Source organism: Serratia sp. 3ACOL1 (assembly GCF_003668775.1).
Lineage (GTDB): Bacteria > Pseudomonadota > Gammaproteobacteria > Enterobacterales > Enterobacteriaceae > Chania > Chania fonticola.
Map to the genome: position 1 here is coordinate 4,948,484 of NZ_CP033055.1, position 15,901 is coordinate 4,964,384.

General features: G+C 49.7%; 17 protein-coding genes and 1 pseudogene. 11 read left to right on the forward strand and 7 right to left on the reverse strand.

Translation table 11 applies throughout. From position 1 onward, the window contains the following. Nucleotides 1–78: 78 nt before the first annotated feature. Entirely contained in the window at nucleotides 79–1,353 is a 1,275-nt protein-coding gene (locus D9980_RS22400; protein ID WP_121608474.1) for a hypothetical protein, read from the forward strand. A gap of 25 nt (nucleotides 1,354–1,378) precedes the next feature. Here D9980_RS22400 and D9980_RS22405 read toward each other — a convergent pair whose 3' ends face one another. Both D9980_RS22405 and D9980_RS22410 read right to left on the reverse strand, forming a co-directional pair. Next, a complete protein-coding gene (locus D9980_RS22405; RefSeq protein ID WP_121608475.1) occupies nucleotides 1,379–1,912 on the reverse strand; it encodes a metal-dependent hydrolase in 534 nt (177 codons plus the stop codon). A 36-nt stretch (nucleotides 1,913–1,948) separates the two neighbouring features. Beyond that, complete coding sequence (locus D9980_RS22410; RefSeq protein WP_238393660.1) at nucleotides 1,949–2,572, reverse strand: TetR/AcrR family transcriptional regulator; 624 nt, start codon at nucleotides 2,570–2,572, stop codon at nucleotides 1,949–1,951. Nucleotides 2,573–2,680: 108 nt separating this feature from the next. Between D9980_RS22410 and D9980_RS22415 the strand changes: the two genes are divergently transcribed. Beyond that, nucleotides 2,681–3,283, forward strand: a complete 603-nt coding sequence (locus tag D9980_RS22415; RefSeq protein ID WP_121608476.1) for an NAD(P)H-dependent oxidoreductase — start codon at nucleotides 2,681–2,683, stop codon at nucleotides 3,281–3,283. Nucleotides 3,284–3,373: 90 nt separating this feature from the next. Here D9980_RS22415 and D9980_RS22420 read toward each other — a convergent pair whose 3' ends face one another. From D9980_RS22420 to D9980_RS27110, 4 genes and pseudogenes are all read right to left on the reverse strand, one after another. Further along, nucleotides 3,374–3,862 (reverse strand): GNAT family N-acetyltransferase, encoded by a 489-nt coding sequence (locus D9980_RS22420; protein WP_121608477.1) that lies wholly within the window; start codon nucleotides 3,860–3,862, stop codon nucleotides 3,374–3,376. After that, nucleotides 3,859–4,152, reverse strand: coding sequence for a DUF1778 domain-containing protein (locus tag D9980_RS22425; protein WP_121608478.1), 294 nt, complete (start codon nucleotides 4,150–4,152; stop codon nucleotides 3,859–3,861). The genes D9980_RS22420 and D9980_RS22425 overlap by 4 nt, the downstream gene beginning before the upstream one ends. Before the next feature lie 429 nt (nucleotides 4,153–4,581). Beyond that, nucleotides 4,582–5,685 carry a hypothetical protein gene (locus D9980_RS22430; RefSeq protein ID WP_121608479.1) on the reverse strand — a complete coding sequence of 368 codons (1,104 nt, stop codon included), beginning with the start codon at nucleotides 5,683–5,685 and terminating at the stop codon, nucleotides 4,582–4,584. A 223-nt stretch (nucleotides 5,686–5,908) separates the two neighbouring features. Continuing rightward, nucleotides 5,909–6,168 (reverse strand): annotated as a pseudogene (locus D9980_RS27110) (phosphonate ABC transporter, permease protein PhnE); the annotation flags it as partial. Nucleotides 6,169–6,679: 511 nt separating this feature from the next. Here D9980_RS27110 and D9980_RS22440 point away from each other — a divergent pair. The 8 genes from D9980_RS22440 to D9980_RS22470 all read left to right on the forward strand — a co-directional run bounded on the left by D9980_RS22440 (nucleotide 6,680) and on the right by D9980_RS22470 (nucleotide 13,518). Beyond that, nucleotides 6,680–7,363: a thermostable hemolysin gene (locus D9980_RS22440; RefSeq protein WP_121608480.1), complete on the forward strand. Its 684-nt coding sequence runs from the start codon at nucleotides 6,680–6,682 to the stop codon at nucleotides 7,361–7,363. Further along, entirely contained in the window at nucleotides 7,360–8,919 is a 1,560-nt protein-coding gene (locus D9980_RS22445) for an AMP-binding protein (RefSeq protein ID WP_121608481.1), read from the forward strand. Before D9980_RS22440 ends, D9980_RS22445 begins: the two co-directional genes overlap by 4 nt. A 1-nt stretch (nucleotide 8,920) precedes the next feature. Continuing rightward, nucleotides 8,921–9,829 carry a TauD/TfdA family dioxygenase gene (locus D9980_RS22450; RefSeq protein WP_121608482.1) on the forward strand — a complete coding sequence of 303 codons (909 nt, stop codon included), beginning with the start codon at nucleotides 8,921–8,923 and terminating at the stop codon, nucleotides 9,827–9,829. Between the two features lie 13 nt (nucleotides 9,830–9,842). Continuing rightward, on the forward strand, nucleotides 9,843–10,754 hold the full coding sequence (locus tag D9980_RS22455) for a hypothetical protein (protein ID WP_121608483.1): 912 nt from the start codon (nucleotides 9,843–9,845) through the stop codon (nucleotides 10,752–10,754). Continuing rightward, nucleotides 10,751–11,383 (forward strand): MFS transporter, encoded by a 633-nt coding sequence (locus D9980_RS27115; protein WP_238393661.1) that lies wholly within the window; start codon nucleotides 10,751–10,753, stop codon nucleotides 11,381–11,383. Before D9980_RS22455 ends, D9980_RS27115 begins: the two co-directional genes overlap by 4 nt. Then, nucleotides 11,365–12,117, forward strand: coding sequence for an MFS transporter (locus D9980_RS27120; RefSeq protein ID WP_238393662.1), 753 nt, complete (start codon nucleotides 11,365–11,367; stop codon nucleotides 12,115–12,117). The genes D9980_RS27115 and D9980_RS27120 overlap by 19 nt, the downstream gene beginning before the upstream one ends. A gap of 16 nt (nucleotides 12,118–12,133) precedes the next feature. Continuing rightward, nucleotides 12,134–12,913 carry a helix-turn-helix transcriptional regulator gene (locus tag D9980_RS22465; protein WP_098929025.1) on the forward strand — a complete coding sequence of 260 codons (780 nt, stop codon included), beginning with the start codon at nucleotides 12,134–12,136 and terminating at the stop codon, nucleotides 12,911–12,913. 110 nt (nucleotides 12,914–13,023) lie between these two features. Further along, entirely contained in the window at nucleotides 13,024–13,518 is a 495-nt protein-coding gene (locus tag D9980_RS22470) for a hypothetical protein (protein WP_238393663.1), read from the forward strand. Nucleotides 13,519–13,646: 128 nt separating this feature from the next. On the opposite strand, the gene D9980_RS22475 is transcribed toward D9980_RS22470, so the two are convergent. Further along, entirely contained in the window at nucleotides 13,647–14,573 is a 927-nt protein-coding gene (locus tag D9980_RS22475) for a LysR family transcriptional regulator (protein WP_121608485.1), read from the reverse strand. A gap of 162 nt (nucleotides 14,574–14,735) precedes the next feature. Here D9980_RS22475 and D9980_RS22480 point away from each other — a divergent pair, with 162 nt between their 5' ends. After that, nucleotides 14,736–15,827 carry a 4-oxalomesaconate tautomerase gene (locus D9980_RS22480; RefSeq protein WP_121608486.1) on the forward strand — a complete coding sequence of 364 codons (1,092 nt, stop codon included), beginning with the start codon at nucleotides 14,736–14,738 and terminating at the stop codon, nucleotides 15,825–15,827. Nucleotides 15,828–15,901 lie beyond the last annotated feature (74 nt).

Below are 15,901 nucleotides of genomic sequence, written 5' to 3' on the forward strand. Positions count from 1 at the left end.
GTTTTTTTATTGAATGATGGCCAAATTGTTCCAATACTAGCGCTCTCTGTAAGGCCTGCTCAGGATGAGGTTTGCCCAATGAAAAGATATGCGCTGTTGCTGGTATTGTTATCCCCCTATGTTCAAGGGCAGACGCTGGATGCCAACGATCCGCTACGGCGTGTCATTCTGGATCAGATGCGTGCCAATATCGGCTATCCCGCCGATATCCAGTTTGTGGTTAAACAGCTGAGCGTTTCCGGCTCGCAGGCGTATTTCTGCGCCACCGCCAAAACTAATGATGGCAGCGGTAGCGCCAAAATTAACGGCAAGACGGTGGTCTACGATCGGGAACTGCAGCAGTCAGCGGAAGGTTTCTGGACGACGGTGCGCAATTTTGACTCTTATGTCGATTCACCGGCGCAGGCCCAATGCCATAGCACTATTCAAGATGAGCCGGCTGCGAGCGGGTGCCAAAACGTCGGGTTCTATGATGCCGAACGTAAGCCGTTGCTGGACGCGGTCCGACGCAGTTATCAAGGGGCTATTGCCCAACCCAGATTTGTGGTTTCTCACCTGTGCACAACCGGCAAGATGGCGTATTTCTGCGGGCGGCTGGAAGGGGAAGAGAGCCAGGATCGGCAAGGGATGAATTACTACGATGCCATTATGGCCAAAGATGCCAAGGCAGAGTGGCAGGCGCTGATGGTTGAGAGCAAGACCGTGGAGAAGTGCAACTTCAGTGGGCCAGCCTCGGCGATCACCGAACAAAAGCTGTTGGCGGCGGTGAAGCAGCCACTCCTCTCGGCAGCTCCTCAGGAGATCGATGACAGCCTCAAGGTTGAGATGCTCACTCAGTTCCAGCTATTCCAACAGGCGATCAAGACGGCGGATATGGCCTATTTAAAGGCGCATATTCTCTTCCCGCTTGAGAACGTCGCTGATACCTTCCTGGCAGGAACGCCTGATGAACATCAACAAAGCATAACCCCAGCACTGTTCGACCACTATGCGCAGCAAGTCAGGAATGGTTTGAAGGAAATACCGCTGCTGGGTGTCAACCTCACTAAAAAGCAGGTAATTGATTTCCGGGTGAACTCATTAACTCCGTTGGAACAGGCCAGAAAATACTTCCCAGCCGAGGAGGACGGGCAGTTCTATTACCATGATGGGACGAAGAGAGTACTGATTGAAGGCACCTGCGATTCGGTCGGTTCGGGTGATTTTGAGGACGGAACGCTTGCCGTATTTATCGGCACTGGTTCCAACCTGCTGATCCCTGGGCTGTCAGAAGTTTGTGAAGGTGGAATGCGTGTAGAGTTTACTCTGCAACAAGGCACGTTAATGCTGACCAGAATTGATTTTGTCGGTTAAGCCGCTTACCAACCTAATCAATCTCTCACTTGCGCTGCATGAACTTACGCAGCGCTATCATGCCGGTCATCAAGATGGCTCCAGGCAACCAAACCCACAGTAATTCCGACATGATCACCGCATGCCCAGCAGGAGTCAGGTATTTCTCGAGGCTAAACGGCGCTACGCGGATCACCTGCCAGGGCGCAAAGAAACGCTCGTCACTCCATGGCCACAGCCAGCCGACGCCTTTGCCTCCGGTGGTCACCGAATCCAGCAAACTGTGGGATAACAGCGAGATAAACAGGAACAACCAGGTCTTGACGGGGTTAGCCTTGAACCAGCGGTAGAACAGCAGTGCCAAGCTAGGCATCAGGAGTGCAAACAGCAGTGAATGCGTGAAACCGCGATGGCCGAACTGATTGCCGTAAGCCACGCCAAATTTAAATGCCAGCACGTCGGCATCCGGCAGCATAGACAGTACCACGCCCGCGAGCAGCAAGCGGGGCGGTATGATTTTTTGGCCCAGCCCTAAACCGAGACATAACGGCACCGCGGCGTGGGTAACGATCGTCGGCATAACTCTCTTCCATGATGAGGGGTAACACTGTGCTTATTATGGCATAGCCATATCCGGCCGATCGCCACTTCGCTGCACCATCGAAATAATGATGCCGAATAACTCTTCCTTAGCCTGGGCTGCCGTAATCGCGCCACAGCTGGTGGCGTAGGATAGCCCTTCTGCAGAGCCGAGCATACCCCATAGCGCGGCGTCTTGAAGCTGGTTATCGCAGCAGAAGGGGGCAAAGATCTGGCGGCATTTCTCAATGAACACCACTGCGTAATCATTCCTGATTTTCTCAAGCTCGGGCGTACCGGCTAGTGCAGCCATGACGCTAGGCATCTCACGGCCTTGCAGCAGCACGCACTCAATGTAGGAAGTGGCAATCACCGAGGCCAAGGCCGCCAGCTCTGGTTGGGTATTTTGGATAGCTTCATCCATCCGCTCGGTCTGACGATAATCAAACTCTTGATACAGCGCGGCAAACAGGCCCGAACGGTTGGTGAAGTGGTCATACACGACCGGCTTGGTGACGCCCGAGCGTTCAGCCAGATGGCCGAGCGTTAGCGCTTCGGTGCCTTCTTGATGAATGATTTCCCATGCGGTTGCCAGCAACTGCTGATAACGCTCTTCTCTCGATAGCCGAACTCGCGAATGTGGTTTGGAGACCATAGCCATATTTACCCGTTGACAGAGTTATATACTAAAGGTAACTTACCGATGGTAACTTACTGTTGGTATATAGAGTACGTTTTATACCTCGCCCTGACAATAGGAGCCACCCCAATGCACGCACTCATCGTTGTTTCCCATCCTCTCGATACGTCATTAACCCATGGCGTTGCAGCCGCTATTGCCGAAGGGATAACGGCTGCCAATCCTGCCCATACGTTTGAAATTGCCGATCTCACCCAGGAAGGTTTCGACCCGGTGTACGGTGGCGCAGATATCGCCGCATTTTTAAAAACGGCCACCGTTCCCGCGGATATTCTGGCAGAACAGAAGCGTATCGATGGTGCGGATGCCTTGGTTCTGGTGTTCCCAATCTACTGGTGGAGCATGCCTGCCTTGCTTAAGGGCTGGGTAGACCGCGTGTTTTCTAATGGTTGGGCTTATGAAGAGACTGTAGATGGGGCGGTGGTCAAAAAACTGGGGCATTTACCGGTGCATTTGGTTGCTCTTGGTGCGGCAAGCAAGGGCGTTTATGACCGTCACGGCTTTACCGATGCCTTTAACGCGCAGATAACGCACGGTATTTTTGATTATTGTGGTGCTCAGGTGGCGACTAACGAAATGTTATTGCTGCCAAAACTGGGGGAGCCAAAGGCTTACCTCGATGCAGCGCGTCAGATCGGGCGCACTGTTTTTCAACCCGCTTACGCCGAGTAGTCCGTTGAGGAGGGAGCGCAATAAAGCTTCAAGAAATCAGTTGCGAGCGCTCCTCACCTTAGGTTGTATTATCCCGTTATTTTCCCCCCACTAAAGACTCTCGATCAAATCCCCCAACGTTATCATCAACATCATCGGATCGAGGGGGGAAGGTTCAAATCCCACTCGTAGATAGAACTCTCTGGCCTCAACGGATAGCGCATGCACCAGCATTCCGCGAATGCCAATAGTTTCAGCAACCTGGATGACCCGTAAACCTGCATCACGCACTAATGCACGCCCAACCCCCTGCCCATGTAACGCTTGATCCACCGCTAGCCGTCCCAATATCACCACCGGTATAGGGTCGGGCATATTGCGGCGAAAACGGCCAGGGGCTGCATTAGTCATGATGGCGCTGGATGCCAGCGAGTAATAGGCCATCACTTTCATGTCATCACAGCAAACGAAGGTACGAGATGCACCCGTTAACTGGTTTTTTATCGCCCTCTGCTTCAGCCAATTATCCATGCTTTCCACGCCACAGCAGAAAGCTGTTCTGACGTGCTCGGCACGGAGAGGCTGAGGGGAGGAGATCACTTTTTTTGATCCCACGGTGCAACAGAACGCATGGTCTTGCGTAATGCAGCATTGGGTGCAGGAGCTTGATCCAAACGTGTCAGGAACTCTTGGTAGGCTTCGGGATCGACCATGATAATACGCTGTTCAATCAGTGCCTCTTCAGCGGCAGCACGAGCGGCATCCAGCACGAAATCGGTGCGGTTTTTTCCTCTGGCTTTCGCGGCACGATCGATAAGCTCACGCTCAGCGGTTTTGATCCGCAGATTTAATGTCTCACGCCTTACGGGAACACTATTAGCTGCCGACATGGTGAAGTCCTCAATGTATTACTGGATACTAAGTATACAGATACGTAACGTTAATGTCATTACACACCTATCGCCGAGCAACTTGTTGGAGAACACTGAAAAAGTGTGGCTCCCAAATCTCTGAAGGCCAATTAACCCAGAACAGCAGCTAAATTAGCCGCTTGGTCAGTGATATTGTCGGTTCCCATTGCTACGTTCACAATTCTGAGCTTGCAGAGGCACCGTTGCTACCAACATATTTTTACCAGCCGCAAACGAACAGGTTGGAGTGCCCCCCGCTGGCTAAACAACTGATGGATGAAGTCAAAGCGGCGTGTTTAAAACTTCTCTCTGATGAGAATTGATACTACGGAAGTTTGTTCCTCGGTGCTGGCTATCCAAGAAGATGCGACCTAATTTGATCGCACCTTCCTTAACCAGACAGAGTCTTTATAGCGGGAAACGTAATATGGCGTTAAGATCGGCACCGGAAGGTAAATCGTCGCTGCGTACTGCTAAAACTCTTGCTCCGGTAGCCATCGCTCTTTTGGCAATCTCATCTATTAAATCGTAGGCGTCATCCTCATCGTTGTCACTGAAAGTGATTAATCCCTGTTCATCAATGGTGCCTTTCAGCTTGCAGTCGAGGTTAATCAGTAACAAATCAATGGCGCCGAACGTGGCTGCTCTTGCCGCATCTGAAAGATCCTGAGTGACCCGGCGTTCTCCTAGGCGCGTTTCGAAGCGCGAGGCTAACGCGTTCAATTGCTCCTGATAATAGATATCCATTAATGGCCGCACCAACGTTACCAATTCAGAAGTACCAAGGTGCTCTGCATTTTTGAAAAGCGTTTCATCTGCCAGGTTGGCCAACGAGTTTGTTGAACGGTAGATCGAGGCCAGAGGCTCGGTACTGACAAGGATAAGCGGAGAATCATGTCTGGCAAACAGTGGACGTAACGCCTGGTCAATTTTGCGAGTATATTGCGCCAGCCGCACTTTATGATGTGTCGCGCCATGGTGGTGGTCATTCAATGCTGCATCCCCCATGGCATCCTTCATGGCGGTGGGCATCTCTGGCACTGTCATCTCTTCTGCGGGAGCATCAGCAAAAAATTCGATCAGGCGCGTCTGGTTTTCAGAGAGTGCAAGGATGTAGGCCGAATGTGGGAAGGTTAACGCACGTAGTAATGGTTTAAGGTAGAAACGTTTGCCCACTTCAAGTCGATTGGACAGCTCATTGGCCAGCCGGTAAGTTCGTATACTGTCTGGTGTTGCAAGCACCGCCAGGCTGCGTGCATGCAGGTCCCAAAATGACTCATCTTCCAGCACAGAGCGAAGCTGTTCTTCCAACAAGGCAACACGGCGTTTATCCAGGCCGCTGTCTGCAACCTGCAGCAGAGCCTCCTTGATGAAGTTACCAAGTTGAATTTTACTGGCCTCTAAGTGCTGGCGTAGAGGCGAGGTTTCAAGATAAATCGAGATACAAGCATCCGCATGAATATCAGCTAAATAGGAATATTCTTCACGGCTAGGGATATCAACATAAAGCATGTGCACCTCGCAAAATGACAATATTATTTAGGTGGTACGGCTTCTTTGGGGTCTTTCCGCTAACATCTGTGGTGAGAGCCTTAAGCAGACAAACAGCCCGTACCTTAACAATAGTTGCTTCCTTGATGACCGGGGGACAATCAGGTGTTTTTTTATGCTGTTTTAATGAGGTACTCGTAAGACCTACATCGCCTGAGCCGGCAAAGCCCAGCACAGTAGCTTAACGAGTGTTGGATGCAGTCTGAAACAGGCTTAAAGCTAGGAAGGTCGGAAAAGTTTGCGTGAAGATAGCAAAGCGATGCTTTTGCAGGCCATTGGCACTAACGTGTCTAGCCCCTTTCCGGGAGCGCGATCTTTGGCCTCAAGCTCTTTTGCATACAGGCGCCCCAGTAACCCGGTATCCCACATCATAATGGCCAGCCCCCCAAGGCCAAGTGAACGAACAAAAATCAATCTCCAGATGGCGATGTCTACAGCGAGCAGGTTACTCGTTGTATCCGATGAACTGATGGGAACTCCTAGGATTCAGGGTTATATCCCTATGTAGTAAACAGCTTGAATTTAGCAGATAGAGCTTAACTCGACCTTTCGTTCTCTTGATTACAAGGCGCTTGACACAAAGGTATTACGAAATGCTCGCTATAATTATTTGTGATCATTGGTTTTTTTTGAATGCGCAGCCAGTTTTTTCATTAATGGCGGATTGCGGAAAAAGAAACTCAATCTATTGCCAATGTAGTCGCAATTCATTAATGGTCACATTTTGCTAATGCTTTAATGCCTGTTTTCTTGATTCAATTAAATGTTCTTTATTTTTACAGTATTCATGCTGTCAATTTCCATGCGCTAATTAATTGATTTTTTATAATTAAATTCACAAGGGTTGGCTGGTTGTCTGTTTCGTTCGAGTTTTTGTCTTAATGAGTCATTTTCAAATACACAACCAAGCATTAGCATCACTTACAGCAGTACTTAACCTGAGGAAATGCTAAAAATGAGTGTTTTTATGCATAAACAACAGTGCGGTGATATACTTTCAACGCAGATAGAAATTATTGGGCGACATGATGAACAAGCTGGGAAATTACGGGAATATATTTCTAGGGTTTATCATGATAATTACAAGGCTACAGCTAATCCTGATCCGGATGTTATTATTACTTGCAAGGATAAAGATTCTGGGGAGTTGCTCGCTTGTACCGGTATTTCTTTTTCTGCGCTAGGTCAATGCTTATTTTCTGAACGTTATCTAGATGCGCCGCTTGATGTATTAATTTCTCAGCAAACGGACCATGTATTATCTCGCCATCAAGTGGTGGAGATTGGTTCGCTAGCTTCTGATAATCCCAACGCCGCCGCAGATTTCATCCGCATTGTTCCCATTATTGCGTGGTTAATGGGCAGCAAAGCGATTCTGTGTACCTCCACCCGACGCCTGCGTAAATTATTGGCCTTCCATCAAATCCCCTTCACCATGTTAGCAGAAGCATCTTCCGCACGTCTTTCACCAGAAGAGAAAGTCGCCTGGGGTAGCTACTACGATCAGGCACCACAAACCGGTGTGATTTTGCTAGAGCAGTGTGGGCATTTGTTTAATCACTTTTGCGGGCGTTTGGTTTTCTCCGAGTTTGAACATCTGGTGCGCTCAGCCCTGGGATCATCGCAGGTAGCGGCATGAATATCCTGAATGCAATTTTGGCCCAGGCTGAAAAAAATCCGCAGGCGGCGGCGGTGATCCAACTACATAGAGCTCAAGATGGCCATTATCGGGAAACGACATACTACACCTATGAGGCACTTATTCATGAGGCGCACCAACTGGCCGCAAAGCTGTTGGCGCATATACAGGGAGGAGCTCTTGTAGGCGTGGTGATGGGGAATACGCCGGAGTGGGTGCTGGCTGATGTGACACTGTTGTTGGCCAACTTGATTGAAGTCCCGGTTCCGTTGGCATTCTCAGGTGAGCAGGCGGCTTGGTTATTGCTCAACTGCCAAGTCATCTTAACCGATGAGATTGGGGCCGAACGCTTAGCGCATTGGCAGCAGAGCGGATTGCAACTCGCTGGTGCGGTGATGGCGGTAACCTGCGGTGAAACGCCGACGCAGGCGCAGCCCCTAAGGCATATTGCTGCACGTATGGCTGAAGATACCATTATTAAAGTGATTCACACATCCGGTACTACTTCGCAGCCTAAGGGCGTACTGATACGTCGCCACGGTTTAGATGCGTTGGTTGACGCGCTTTGGCTGCGAGCCGCAAAGGATGATTACCAGCGCTATCTGAATCTGGTGCCATTGAGCCTGTTGATTGAACAGGTGACAGCTCTGTATATGCCATTGACCTCCGGCGGTGCGGTGGTAATGCCGCCGCGTGATATGCCCCCGCTGGGTAGCCCAGGAGTCACGGCTTTAGAACGGTTGGCGATCCTTCGCCAGGCGAGCCCTTCATCGCTGACGTTAACCCCTGCATTGGTTGAGGCGTTGGCAGAAAAAGCGCAGGCACATGGCGATAAGCCGGGCCTGATGACTGCACTGTTTGGGCGAGAAACGGTGCCACTGTTGGCAGCCGGTGGTGCACCGGTTAACGCAGATATCTTGTTCGAGTTGGAGCGGCTCGGTATCCCAATTTATCAGGGGTATGGTTTGAGCGAAAACAGTTCTGTTGCCACCTGGAACTCGCGCAATGCCAACCGTATTGGCACCGTGGGTAAGCCGCTAGCACACGTCGAAGTCAGAATCAGTGAAGAGGGTGAGCTTTGCTTGCGTAGCACTTCACTATTTGCAGGCTATTCGAATGAAGATCCCAGCAGTTGCTCAATCGATGAGGACGGATGGCTGCATACGGGCGATCTGGCGACCCAGGATGACGAAGGCTATATCTCGATCATTGGCCGCAAGAAAACCATGATCATTACTGCGAATGGACGCAACATCTCGCCTGAGTGGCTGGAGTCAGCCTACCGCACTGTACCCGGAGTTTTGCAGGCCATCGTCTATGGTGATAAGCAGCAGTTCCTCAGCGGCATCTTTGTGGTGGATGACATTGCACAAGCCCAAACCATACGTCAGGCCATCATTACGTTTGCCCGAGAAAATCTCAATGAGATCGAACAGATTGCTGAACCGGTCTTACTACCACATAGCCCCGAAATTATGGAACACCTGTTTACCGTTACTGGTCGCCCGCGCCGTAACGCCGTATTTGATTTTTTGCCCAACATGAGACTGCCATAGCATGAATATTCGTGAAACTACACATGTCAGTGATACCGGCCTGATAGTTACTTCTCTGGACGAGGGTGATGTCACCAGTCTATTGCCACATTACCTGTTCTCACAACTTACGAGGCACGGTTATATTGTATTACGTGGTTTTAAACACAGCATTGAACTCTTCTCGCGTCTGGTACGCCAAACTAGTGGCCGTATTAGTCTTGATCCAGCTCGTAGCTTTAACGGTGATACAGCGCAAAAGGTTGATGCCGGTTACGATAAAGTGGGCCTGCACTGTGAGAATGGAAACAGCCCGTTTTGGCCCGATCTTTGCTGGTTTTATTGTCAGAAGGCACCTGAGCATGGTTCACAAACCACCGTCTGCGATGGCAAACAGGTCTATCAGCACCTTAGCCCGCATGCTCGTGCTGCGTTTAGCGCACAAGACATCATGTACTCCCGTCGCGTGGAAGAAAAAAAGTGGAAAACGTATGCTTTCCACGTGCTTGCCAGTCAGCCAAATGCTCCTGCCAGCATAGAGGAGACCACACTGGATCACCTATTATCGCTGGTCGTGGGTACTCCAGGGGCGAGTATTACGCTTAACGATGACGGCGCTATTCGCTATCAGTTCGAGACGCCTGCTATCCGCTCCAGCCGCATTAATCCGCGTGAGGCACTCAACTTTGCTAACAGCATATTTGGGCCATCCAACAACTATGAGAAGCCGTTGATCACTTTTGCTGATGGCGAGGAAATCCCGGCTGATCTACTCGCAGAAGCCGAGGCTGTGTGCGATCGCTTCACTTATGACATTGGTTGGCAGCACGGTGACATAGTGTTGATCGACAACACCCGCGTGATGCATGGTCGCCGCCAGATCGAAGATAAATCCCGCACTATTTTCAATGCGCTTTCTTATATTGCCTGATGGAACATTCCTCATGAATATTTTCAAACAGATCAATGAATACGCTCATCTCAACTATCTACATCCTAACCGAATGCCGTGGGAGCAAGCGGCAGTGGGTGACGAACTGGATTTCCTTTCGTGCGCGTTGGTAGGAGAAGCTGGTCAGGAAGATAAGGCCGTGGCCTATCTGTACAAAGAACTGGCGCAATTGGCTGAAATTGAAATGCATGTGGCCACTGTTATGAGCCGCACTTTGTGTGAATTGCAGGCCGATAACACTCCGTTTATGGCGGAGGATGGCCTTTATCACGCGGTTTCGTGTTTCGCAGCGGAAGAAATTAACCACGCCAACAGTTTCTATCAGTATGTTCGCCACCTATCGGGGCGCGATATCAAACTGGAGAACAACCTGTTCAAACAGCGTGTCGAACTTTACTGCGATGAGAATGATGCACCGCTAATTAAGCTGGCGGCATTGTGCTCCACGGCTTATGTGGGCGAATCGATTATTACTGTCTTCGAGCATCGACTCAAAGTGTTGGATCCTATGCAACATAGTTTTCTGACGAAGCTGCTGCATTTCCATGGGCTCGACGAAGCGCGCCATATTCAGTGTGACCACGCTATTTTTGAGCAGGTAATCCCTACCTTCACGGCGGCAGAACGTAAGCGCATGCATCACTTGATCCAAGAAACGGAGGCGCTGAATACTCAATTGGCGAAGGCAAGTGCTGAAACGGTGAAAGCGGCGTTTGATTTGGATTACACAGAAGGGAATCACGCGGCGAAAACCCAGTTGGATATGACCATGCGCTTTCGTGAAATCGTTCAGTCTGGCGATTTGATCCGCAAAGTGGATGACTATATGGATGAAGAGACTGCGGCAATTGTTCGCCAGTTCTCTCAGGCGTCGCGGGTTCATACGGGGTTGAGGCATTTATGAAAGAGCAAACATTAATAGCGGCAGAAATACCGCAAAAGAAGCAGAGTTTGGGCGTATTGGCAGTGATCGCCGCGCTATTTTTGGCGGCCGTGGATAGCACTATTGTTGCCACTGTGCTACCTACAATCGGTCAACAATTGGGCCATCCTGCCCTCTACCCCTGGGTCATGTCTGCTTTCCTGTTACCAGTTGCTTTGGTGGCTCCGTTAGCGGGAGCCTGTGGCGATAGACTCGGTGTTTCAGCAACGCTCAAGCTTTTCCTAATGTTATTTTTAGCGGCTTCGGTTCTCGCTGCATTGAGCCCAAGCATGCCTGTATTGATTCTGGCGCGGGCGTTGCAGGGAGTGGGGGCTGGAGGCATTATTGTATTGTCTTATTCGCTGCTAGCAGCCCTGTTTGACATTGAGAAACGAGGGAAAATGCAGGGCATGTTGAGTGGGGTATGGGGGCTTTCTGCGATTGTGGGGCCTCTATTGGGAAGCGTGCTTGCAAGCACGCTTGGTTGGCGCATGATTTTTTGGTTCAATCTCCCTGTGGGCCTTCTGGCATTGCTGATGTTATGGGTAACCCCGACGGTAGGAAAAAGGGGGGCAGGGTACGTGTCGATATATTGGCACAATTGCTGTTGATGATTTTAGCAAGCAGCCTGTTATTGCTCTTGAGCCAGCCTAAAGGTATGAACGGGATCATACCGATATTATGGGGCATGATGTTGGTGTCTCTGCTGCTGTTAGGGTTGCGTGTTCGCGCATGTCCAGAAAGTAGTCCCATTCCGTTACCATTCCTTCAGCGTAGGGCATTGTTTTCAGTCATTATTTTGGTGTTACTTTCCAGTGCGTGTTTATATGGCTCGGTCACGTTGATACCCTTGGCTCTGAGCCAACAAGCGGGTTCGGCAGTAGTAGCCGGTCTACTGATTATGCTGGCAGCGATGGGATGGGTGATAGGGGCGGCATTCTGTGGCAGTAAGTTGTCCCGAACAGGCTATTTGTATATGGCGCTTTTCGGCATGCTTTTGCTGGCGGCAGGAGCACTTTTGATGATCCCAGCCTTGGGGCACCATATGACCGCGTTGGTGGCTTTTGCGCTTCTGTTGATCGGGCTGGGAATGGGCTTTACGGCTACCACCACGTTGGTTTTTACACAAAATATAGCACCAACCGATCGTTTAGGAACATGGACCGCAACCGTGCAGTTTTTACGTAATTTGGGGGCTGCATTGGGGGTAAATGCTCTGGCTACCATACAGCTTCATTTATCCGGTGTTCATGCTTTTCAGGTTTGCTTCGGTATTCTGGGGGTGAGTATGCTGGTGGGTTTGTGTTTTACGCTGTTACTGCCCCGCACATACCCGAAAAAATAAGTATTTGGTGGAAGAAATGGATGAAACAACAGATTACGATGCATTGGTGATTGAACGAGTGCTAGACAGGGTGGTGGCGGAGGAAAATTTACCCCACAGCCACCCGCTTGGGCAATTCGTTTTGGTTAATCACGGGGTACTTTACGGACATACGCCGGAGCAACACTGGTTGCTTAAACCCGGGATGGCCGTGTGGATACCTCCTAATACAATACATTGGGGACGGGCCTATAACCGTGTTGATCTGACAGTCTTCTACATTACGCCAGAACTGTGCTACGCACCCACTTCCCAAATTAAACTGCTTGATTCTTCATTACTTATCGTGGCGTTATGTGAGCGGTTGGCGGCTGCTAAGCAGCCTCTCACAGAGGCACGTCGCAACAGTATGTTGCAAATGCTGTTTGAAGAGATCGAAGAACAACCCGATAGCAATCTATCTTTGCCACTACCGAAAGATAGTCGCCTTAAAAAGGTCACTTGTAGCCTAATAGATAACCCAGCCCAGCGCCGTAGCCTGAGTGAGTGGGGGAGTCTGGTTGGGGCAACAGAGCGCACGCTAGCCCGCCTGTTTCTCAAAGAGACCGGGATGCGTTATACCGAGTGGCATAATCGTCTACTGCTTGCAGTAGCCTGGCAGGGGTTGGCTAAAGGGCTTTCTAACGGTCAGATCTCTGCAATGTTAGGCTTCTCCTCTGGAGATTCTTTTGGCCATTGGTTTCGACGAGTCGCCGCTAATTGCCCAGGGAGAGTCCGGAAATGTTTGCAGGATTATCCCTTGCGTAAGATTGATTAATCAGACAACGGCAAATTGTCCGTTTCATTCTATAAATTGTTTATTTTGAACATTCCTGCCATTTATTTTCTCACGTACTGTATAGCGCAATGCTGATATGAGTGGAGAAAATGATGTTAAATTACGATTTTATCAAAGTAGTACATGTTCTGGCGGCTGTTGCTGCAACTGGGCCATTGCTGTTTTCTCCTTGGCTTTCCGCACGTTTAAAACGTTGCCAAGGGGGGAATAAAACCCTGCTGTTAAACGGCTTGAGTGCGGCTGATACTTATTACAATATTGCCGGTTGGGTACTTATGCTTAGTGGGATCGTCATGTTTTGGTTACAAGATTGGCACCGAGTGTTTCAACTGTGGTTCATCCTCAGTGTGTTGGTATTTATCATTGATTCACTTGCCGAAAAACGCTTGCGCGATCCAGCTAACAAGGCTTTGACCACGCTACAACCCGGCGAACCTGGTTGGGATGAGAACACTGCTCGCTTACATAACGCGGTGATCACTCAAATGGTATGTACCTTGTTGATCCTTGTCATCATGCTGCTACACAGCCAGTTACAGATAAACCTATTAGCGTTTAATCTATTTGCCCGTTCGCTTGGGTAACTGCTCCCCGCCGTACATGAACTGCACCCCAAAAAGTTGGGCACCAACTGAGTAAGGTGCATTTTTATGGGCAAACCCCGTCACACTCTGGAACTTCGTATTGCTGTCGTGAAGTTCTACCTCTACAGTCACAGGTTGAATTTCCCGACCCAAGGGCTATTCCGGTCGTTTGACCACAGTTGTAACAGCATCTCCTTGAATCGTTCTGCTGCCGGGCTAAGTGAGGTTTCACGGCGTTGAATCAAACCGAGCGTTCTTCTCACCACCGGTTCAATCAAGGGGCGACTCACCAAGGTAGGGTGGTCATCTTTCGGCATGGCCAGGCTGGGAAGTGCCGCAATTCCCAAGCCCGCCTCAACCAGCCCCAACGAGGTAGAAAGATGGCGAACTTCGTAAAACCAATTCGGATCCCACTTGGTATTCTCCAGGGCTTTCTCAATGAGAAGGCGATTACCGCTGGAACGTCTCACACCAATAAGTGGGTACCCATCCAATTCCTCCCACATCACCAATGGCTTTTGAGCCAAAGGATGGTCTCGTCGACAAGCCAGCACAAAGGGCTCATTAACTAACGGCATAAATTCAACGTTTGGATGTGTGACATTGATCATGTTAATGCCGAAGTCAGCATCGCCATTTAGCACCGCTTCCAGGCAATTATTTGTACCGTGCTCAAGGATCCGCACACGAATATTTGGATAAGAGGCATTGTAGTCACGAATAACGGTAGGTAGGAAATAGAATGCGGCAGTAGGCAGACAAGACAACGTGACTTTCCCAACCTGGTGCGAGGCCATCTCTTTAATATTTAACACTGAATTTTCAAATAAATTGAGCAAATTCCGTGCATTAGGTAAAAAACTCTTGCCGACAGCGGTCAGACTGACCCGGCGAGTCGAACGTTCAAACAGCGGCGTACCCAGGCTCTCTTCCAGCTTTTTAATTCTGCGCGTTAGCGCGGGTTGAGTGACGTTCAGCGCCTCAGCGGCCTTGGTAAAGCAACAAAATTCTGCAACTTTTACAAAAGCTTGGATCCCTTGTAGCTCATGCTGCATCGCTTAACCCTAAATGAAGAAAGAGGCCTGTTTAACCCCAATGATAGCATCGGTATTAATGTCAAAATCGAATCAATCTCCCGATTTTCGGCATTAGAGTAATTGATCACCTTATGGGAATCTTGTGTCATCAAAAGTTGTTCACTGCCGAGATGATTAATTATGTTGCAGATCCCTTGTGTGCTCATGCGTGGAGGGACCTCTAAAGGTCCCGTATTATTGGCCAGCGACTTACCTCAGGAGCGGGAAGCAAGAGATGAAATACTCTTGTCCCTGATGGGGGCCGGTCATGAACTTGAAATCGATGGCATCGGCGGTGGAAGCCCGCAAACCAGTAAGGTGGCGATAGTGAGCCCATCGACCAGCGCTGATGCTGATATCGATTATCTGTTTGCACAGGTGATGGTAAAAGAGCGGCATGTGGATACCACGCCAAACTGCGGCAATATGCTGTGTGCCGTTGGGCCTTTTGCTATTGAAAAGGGCTTGGTGGTTGCTACCGATCCCGTGACCCGGGTGCGAATTCGTAATCTCAATACCGGAACCCTGATCGATGCTGATATTCAGACCCCTGATAAAATTGTGACCTATGAAGGCGATACCACGATCGATGGCGTGCCAGGTAGTGCGGCACCGGTTGGGCTGACTTTCTTGAATTCTGCCGGCTCCAAAACGGGTAAATTACTCCCGACAGGTAAGGTCATCGATGTTATAGAGGGTATCGGTGTGACTTGCATTGATATGGCTATGCCCATGGTGTTAATCAACGCCCGCGATTTAGGTAAACGCGGTGACGAATCGCCACAGGCATTAGACGCGGATAAAAACTTTCTTCAGGCGCTCGAAAATATCAGATTAAAAGCCGGGTTGGCCATGGGGTTGGGCGATGTCAGTAAAAAGGTGATACCTAAACCGGTATTATTAAGTGAAGCTAGCGCAGGTGGCACCTTAAAAGTCCGTTATTTTATGCCCCATAATTGTCATAAATCATTAGCCATTACGGGCTCAGTAGGCATTGCTACCGCCTGCCTGATGCCAGGGAGTATAGCCAATCAATTCGTTGACCAACCGGCGGGTGTCTTTCTCGAACACGTCGTCATTGAGCACCCCAGCGGAAAAATTGATATCTCTTTGGTTAAAACAGGGAGTGAAATGGAAAGTGTCCGTGCCTCAGTGATAAGGACTGCCCGAAAATTATTTGTTGGTAATGTGTGTGTGGCTGAAGGGGATTTAGAAACGGAAGACGCTTATTGATTTCGTATTGTCTCAATGAGTAGACATGTTTTATTTAACTGTGATTTATCTCTCTGTACCTACACTTAATATAA

Bases quoted from the DNA above. Each gene is read 5' to 3' on its own strand.
- D9980_RS22445 (WP_121608481.1), top strand. From the start codon at position 7,360: ATGAATATCCTGAATGCAATTTTGGCCCAGGCTGAAAAAAATCCGCAG.
- D9980_RS22470 (WP_238393663.1), top strand. From the start codon at position 13,024: ATGATGTTAAATTACGATTTTATCAAAGTAGTACATGTTCTGGCGGCT.
- D9980_RS22440 (WP_121608480.1), top strand. From the start codon at position 6,680: ATGAGTGTTTTTATGCATAAACAACAGTGCGGTGATATACTTTCAACG.
- D9980_RS22450 (WP_121608482.1), top strand. From the start codon at position 8,921: ATGAATATTCGTGAAACTACACATGTCAGTGATACCGGCCTGATAGTT.
- D9980_RS22410 (WP_238393660.1), bottom strand. From the start codon at position 2,572: ATGGCTATGGTCTCCAAACCACATTCGCGAGTTCGGCTATCGAGAGAA.
- D9980_RS22480 (WP_121608486.1), top strand. From the start codon at position 14,736: ATGTTGCAGATCCCTTGTGTGCTCATGCGTGGAGGGACCTCTAAAGGT.
- D9980_RS22430 (WP_121608479.1), bottom strand. From the start codon at position 5,685: ATGCTTTATGTTGATATCCCTAGCCGTGAAGAATATTCCTATTTAGCT.
- D9980_RS27115 (WP_238393661.1), top strand. From the start codon at position 10,751: ATGAAAGAGCAAACATTAATAGCGGCAGAAATACCGCAAAAGAAGCAG.
- D9980_RS22455 (WP_121608483.1), top strand. From the start codon at position 9,843: ATGAATATTTTCAAACAGATCAATGAATACGCTCATCTCAACTATCTA.
- D9980_RS22405 (WP_121608475.1), bottom strand. From the start codon at position 1,912: ATGCCGACGATCGTTACCCACGCCGCGGTGCCGTTATGTCTCGGTTTA.
- D9980_RS22425 (WP_121608478.1), bottom strand. From the start codon at position 4,152: ATGTCGGCAGCTAATAGTGTTCCCGTAAGGCGTGAGACATTAAATCTG.
- D9980_RS22465 (WP_098929025.1), top strand. From the start codon at position 12,134: ATGGATGAAACAACAGATTACGATGCATTGGTGATTGAACGAGTGCTA.
- D9980_RS22475 (WP_121608485.1), bottom strand. From the start codon at position 14,573: ATGCAGCATGAGCTACAAGGGATCCAAGCTTTTGTAAAAGTTGCAGAA.
- D9980_RS22415 (WP_121608476.1), top strand. From the start codon at position 2,681: ATGCACGCACTCATCGTTGTTTCCCATCCTCTCGATACGTCATTAACC.
- D9980_RS22400 (WP_121608474.1), top strand. From the start codon at position 79: ATGAAAAGATATGCGCTGTTGCTGGTATTGTTATCCCCCTATGTTCAA.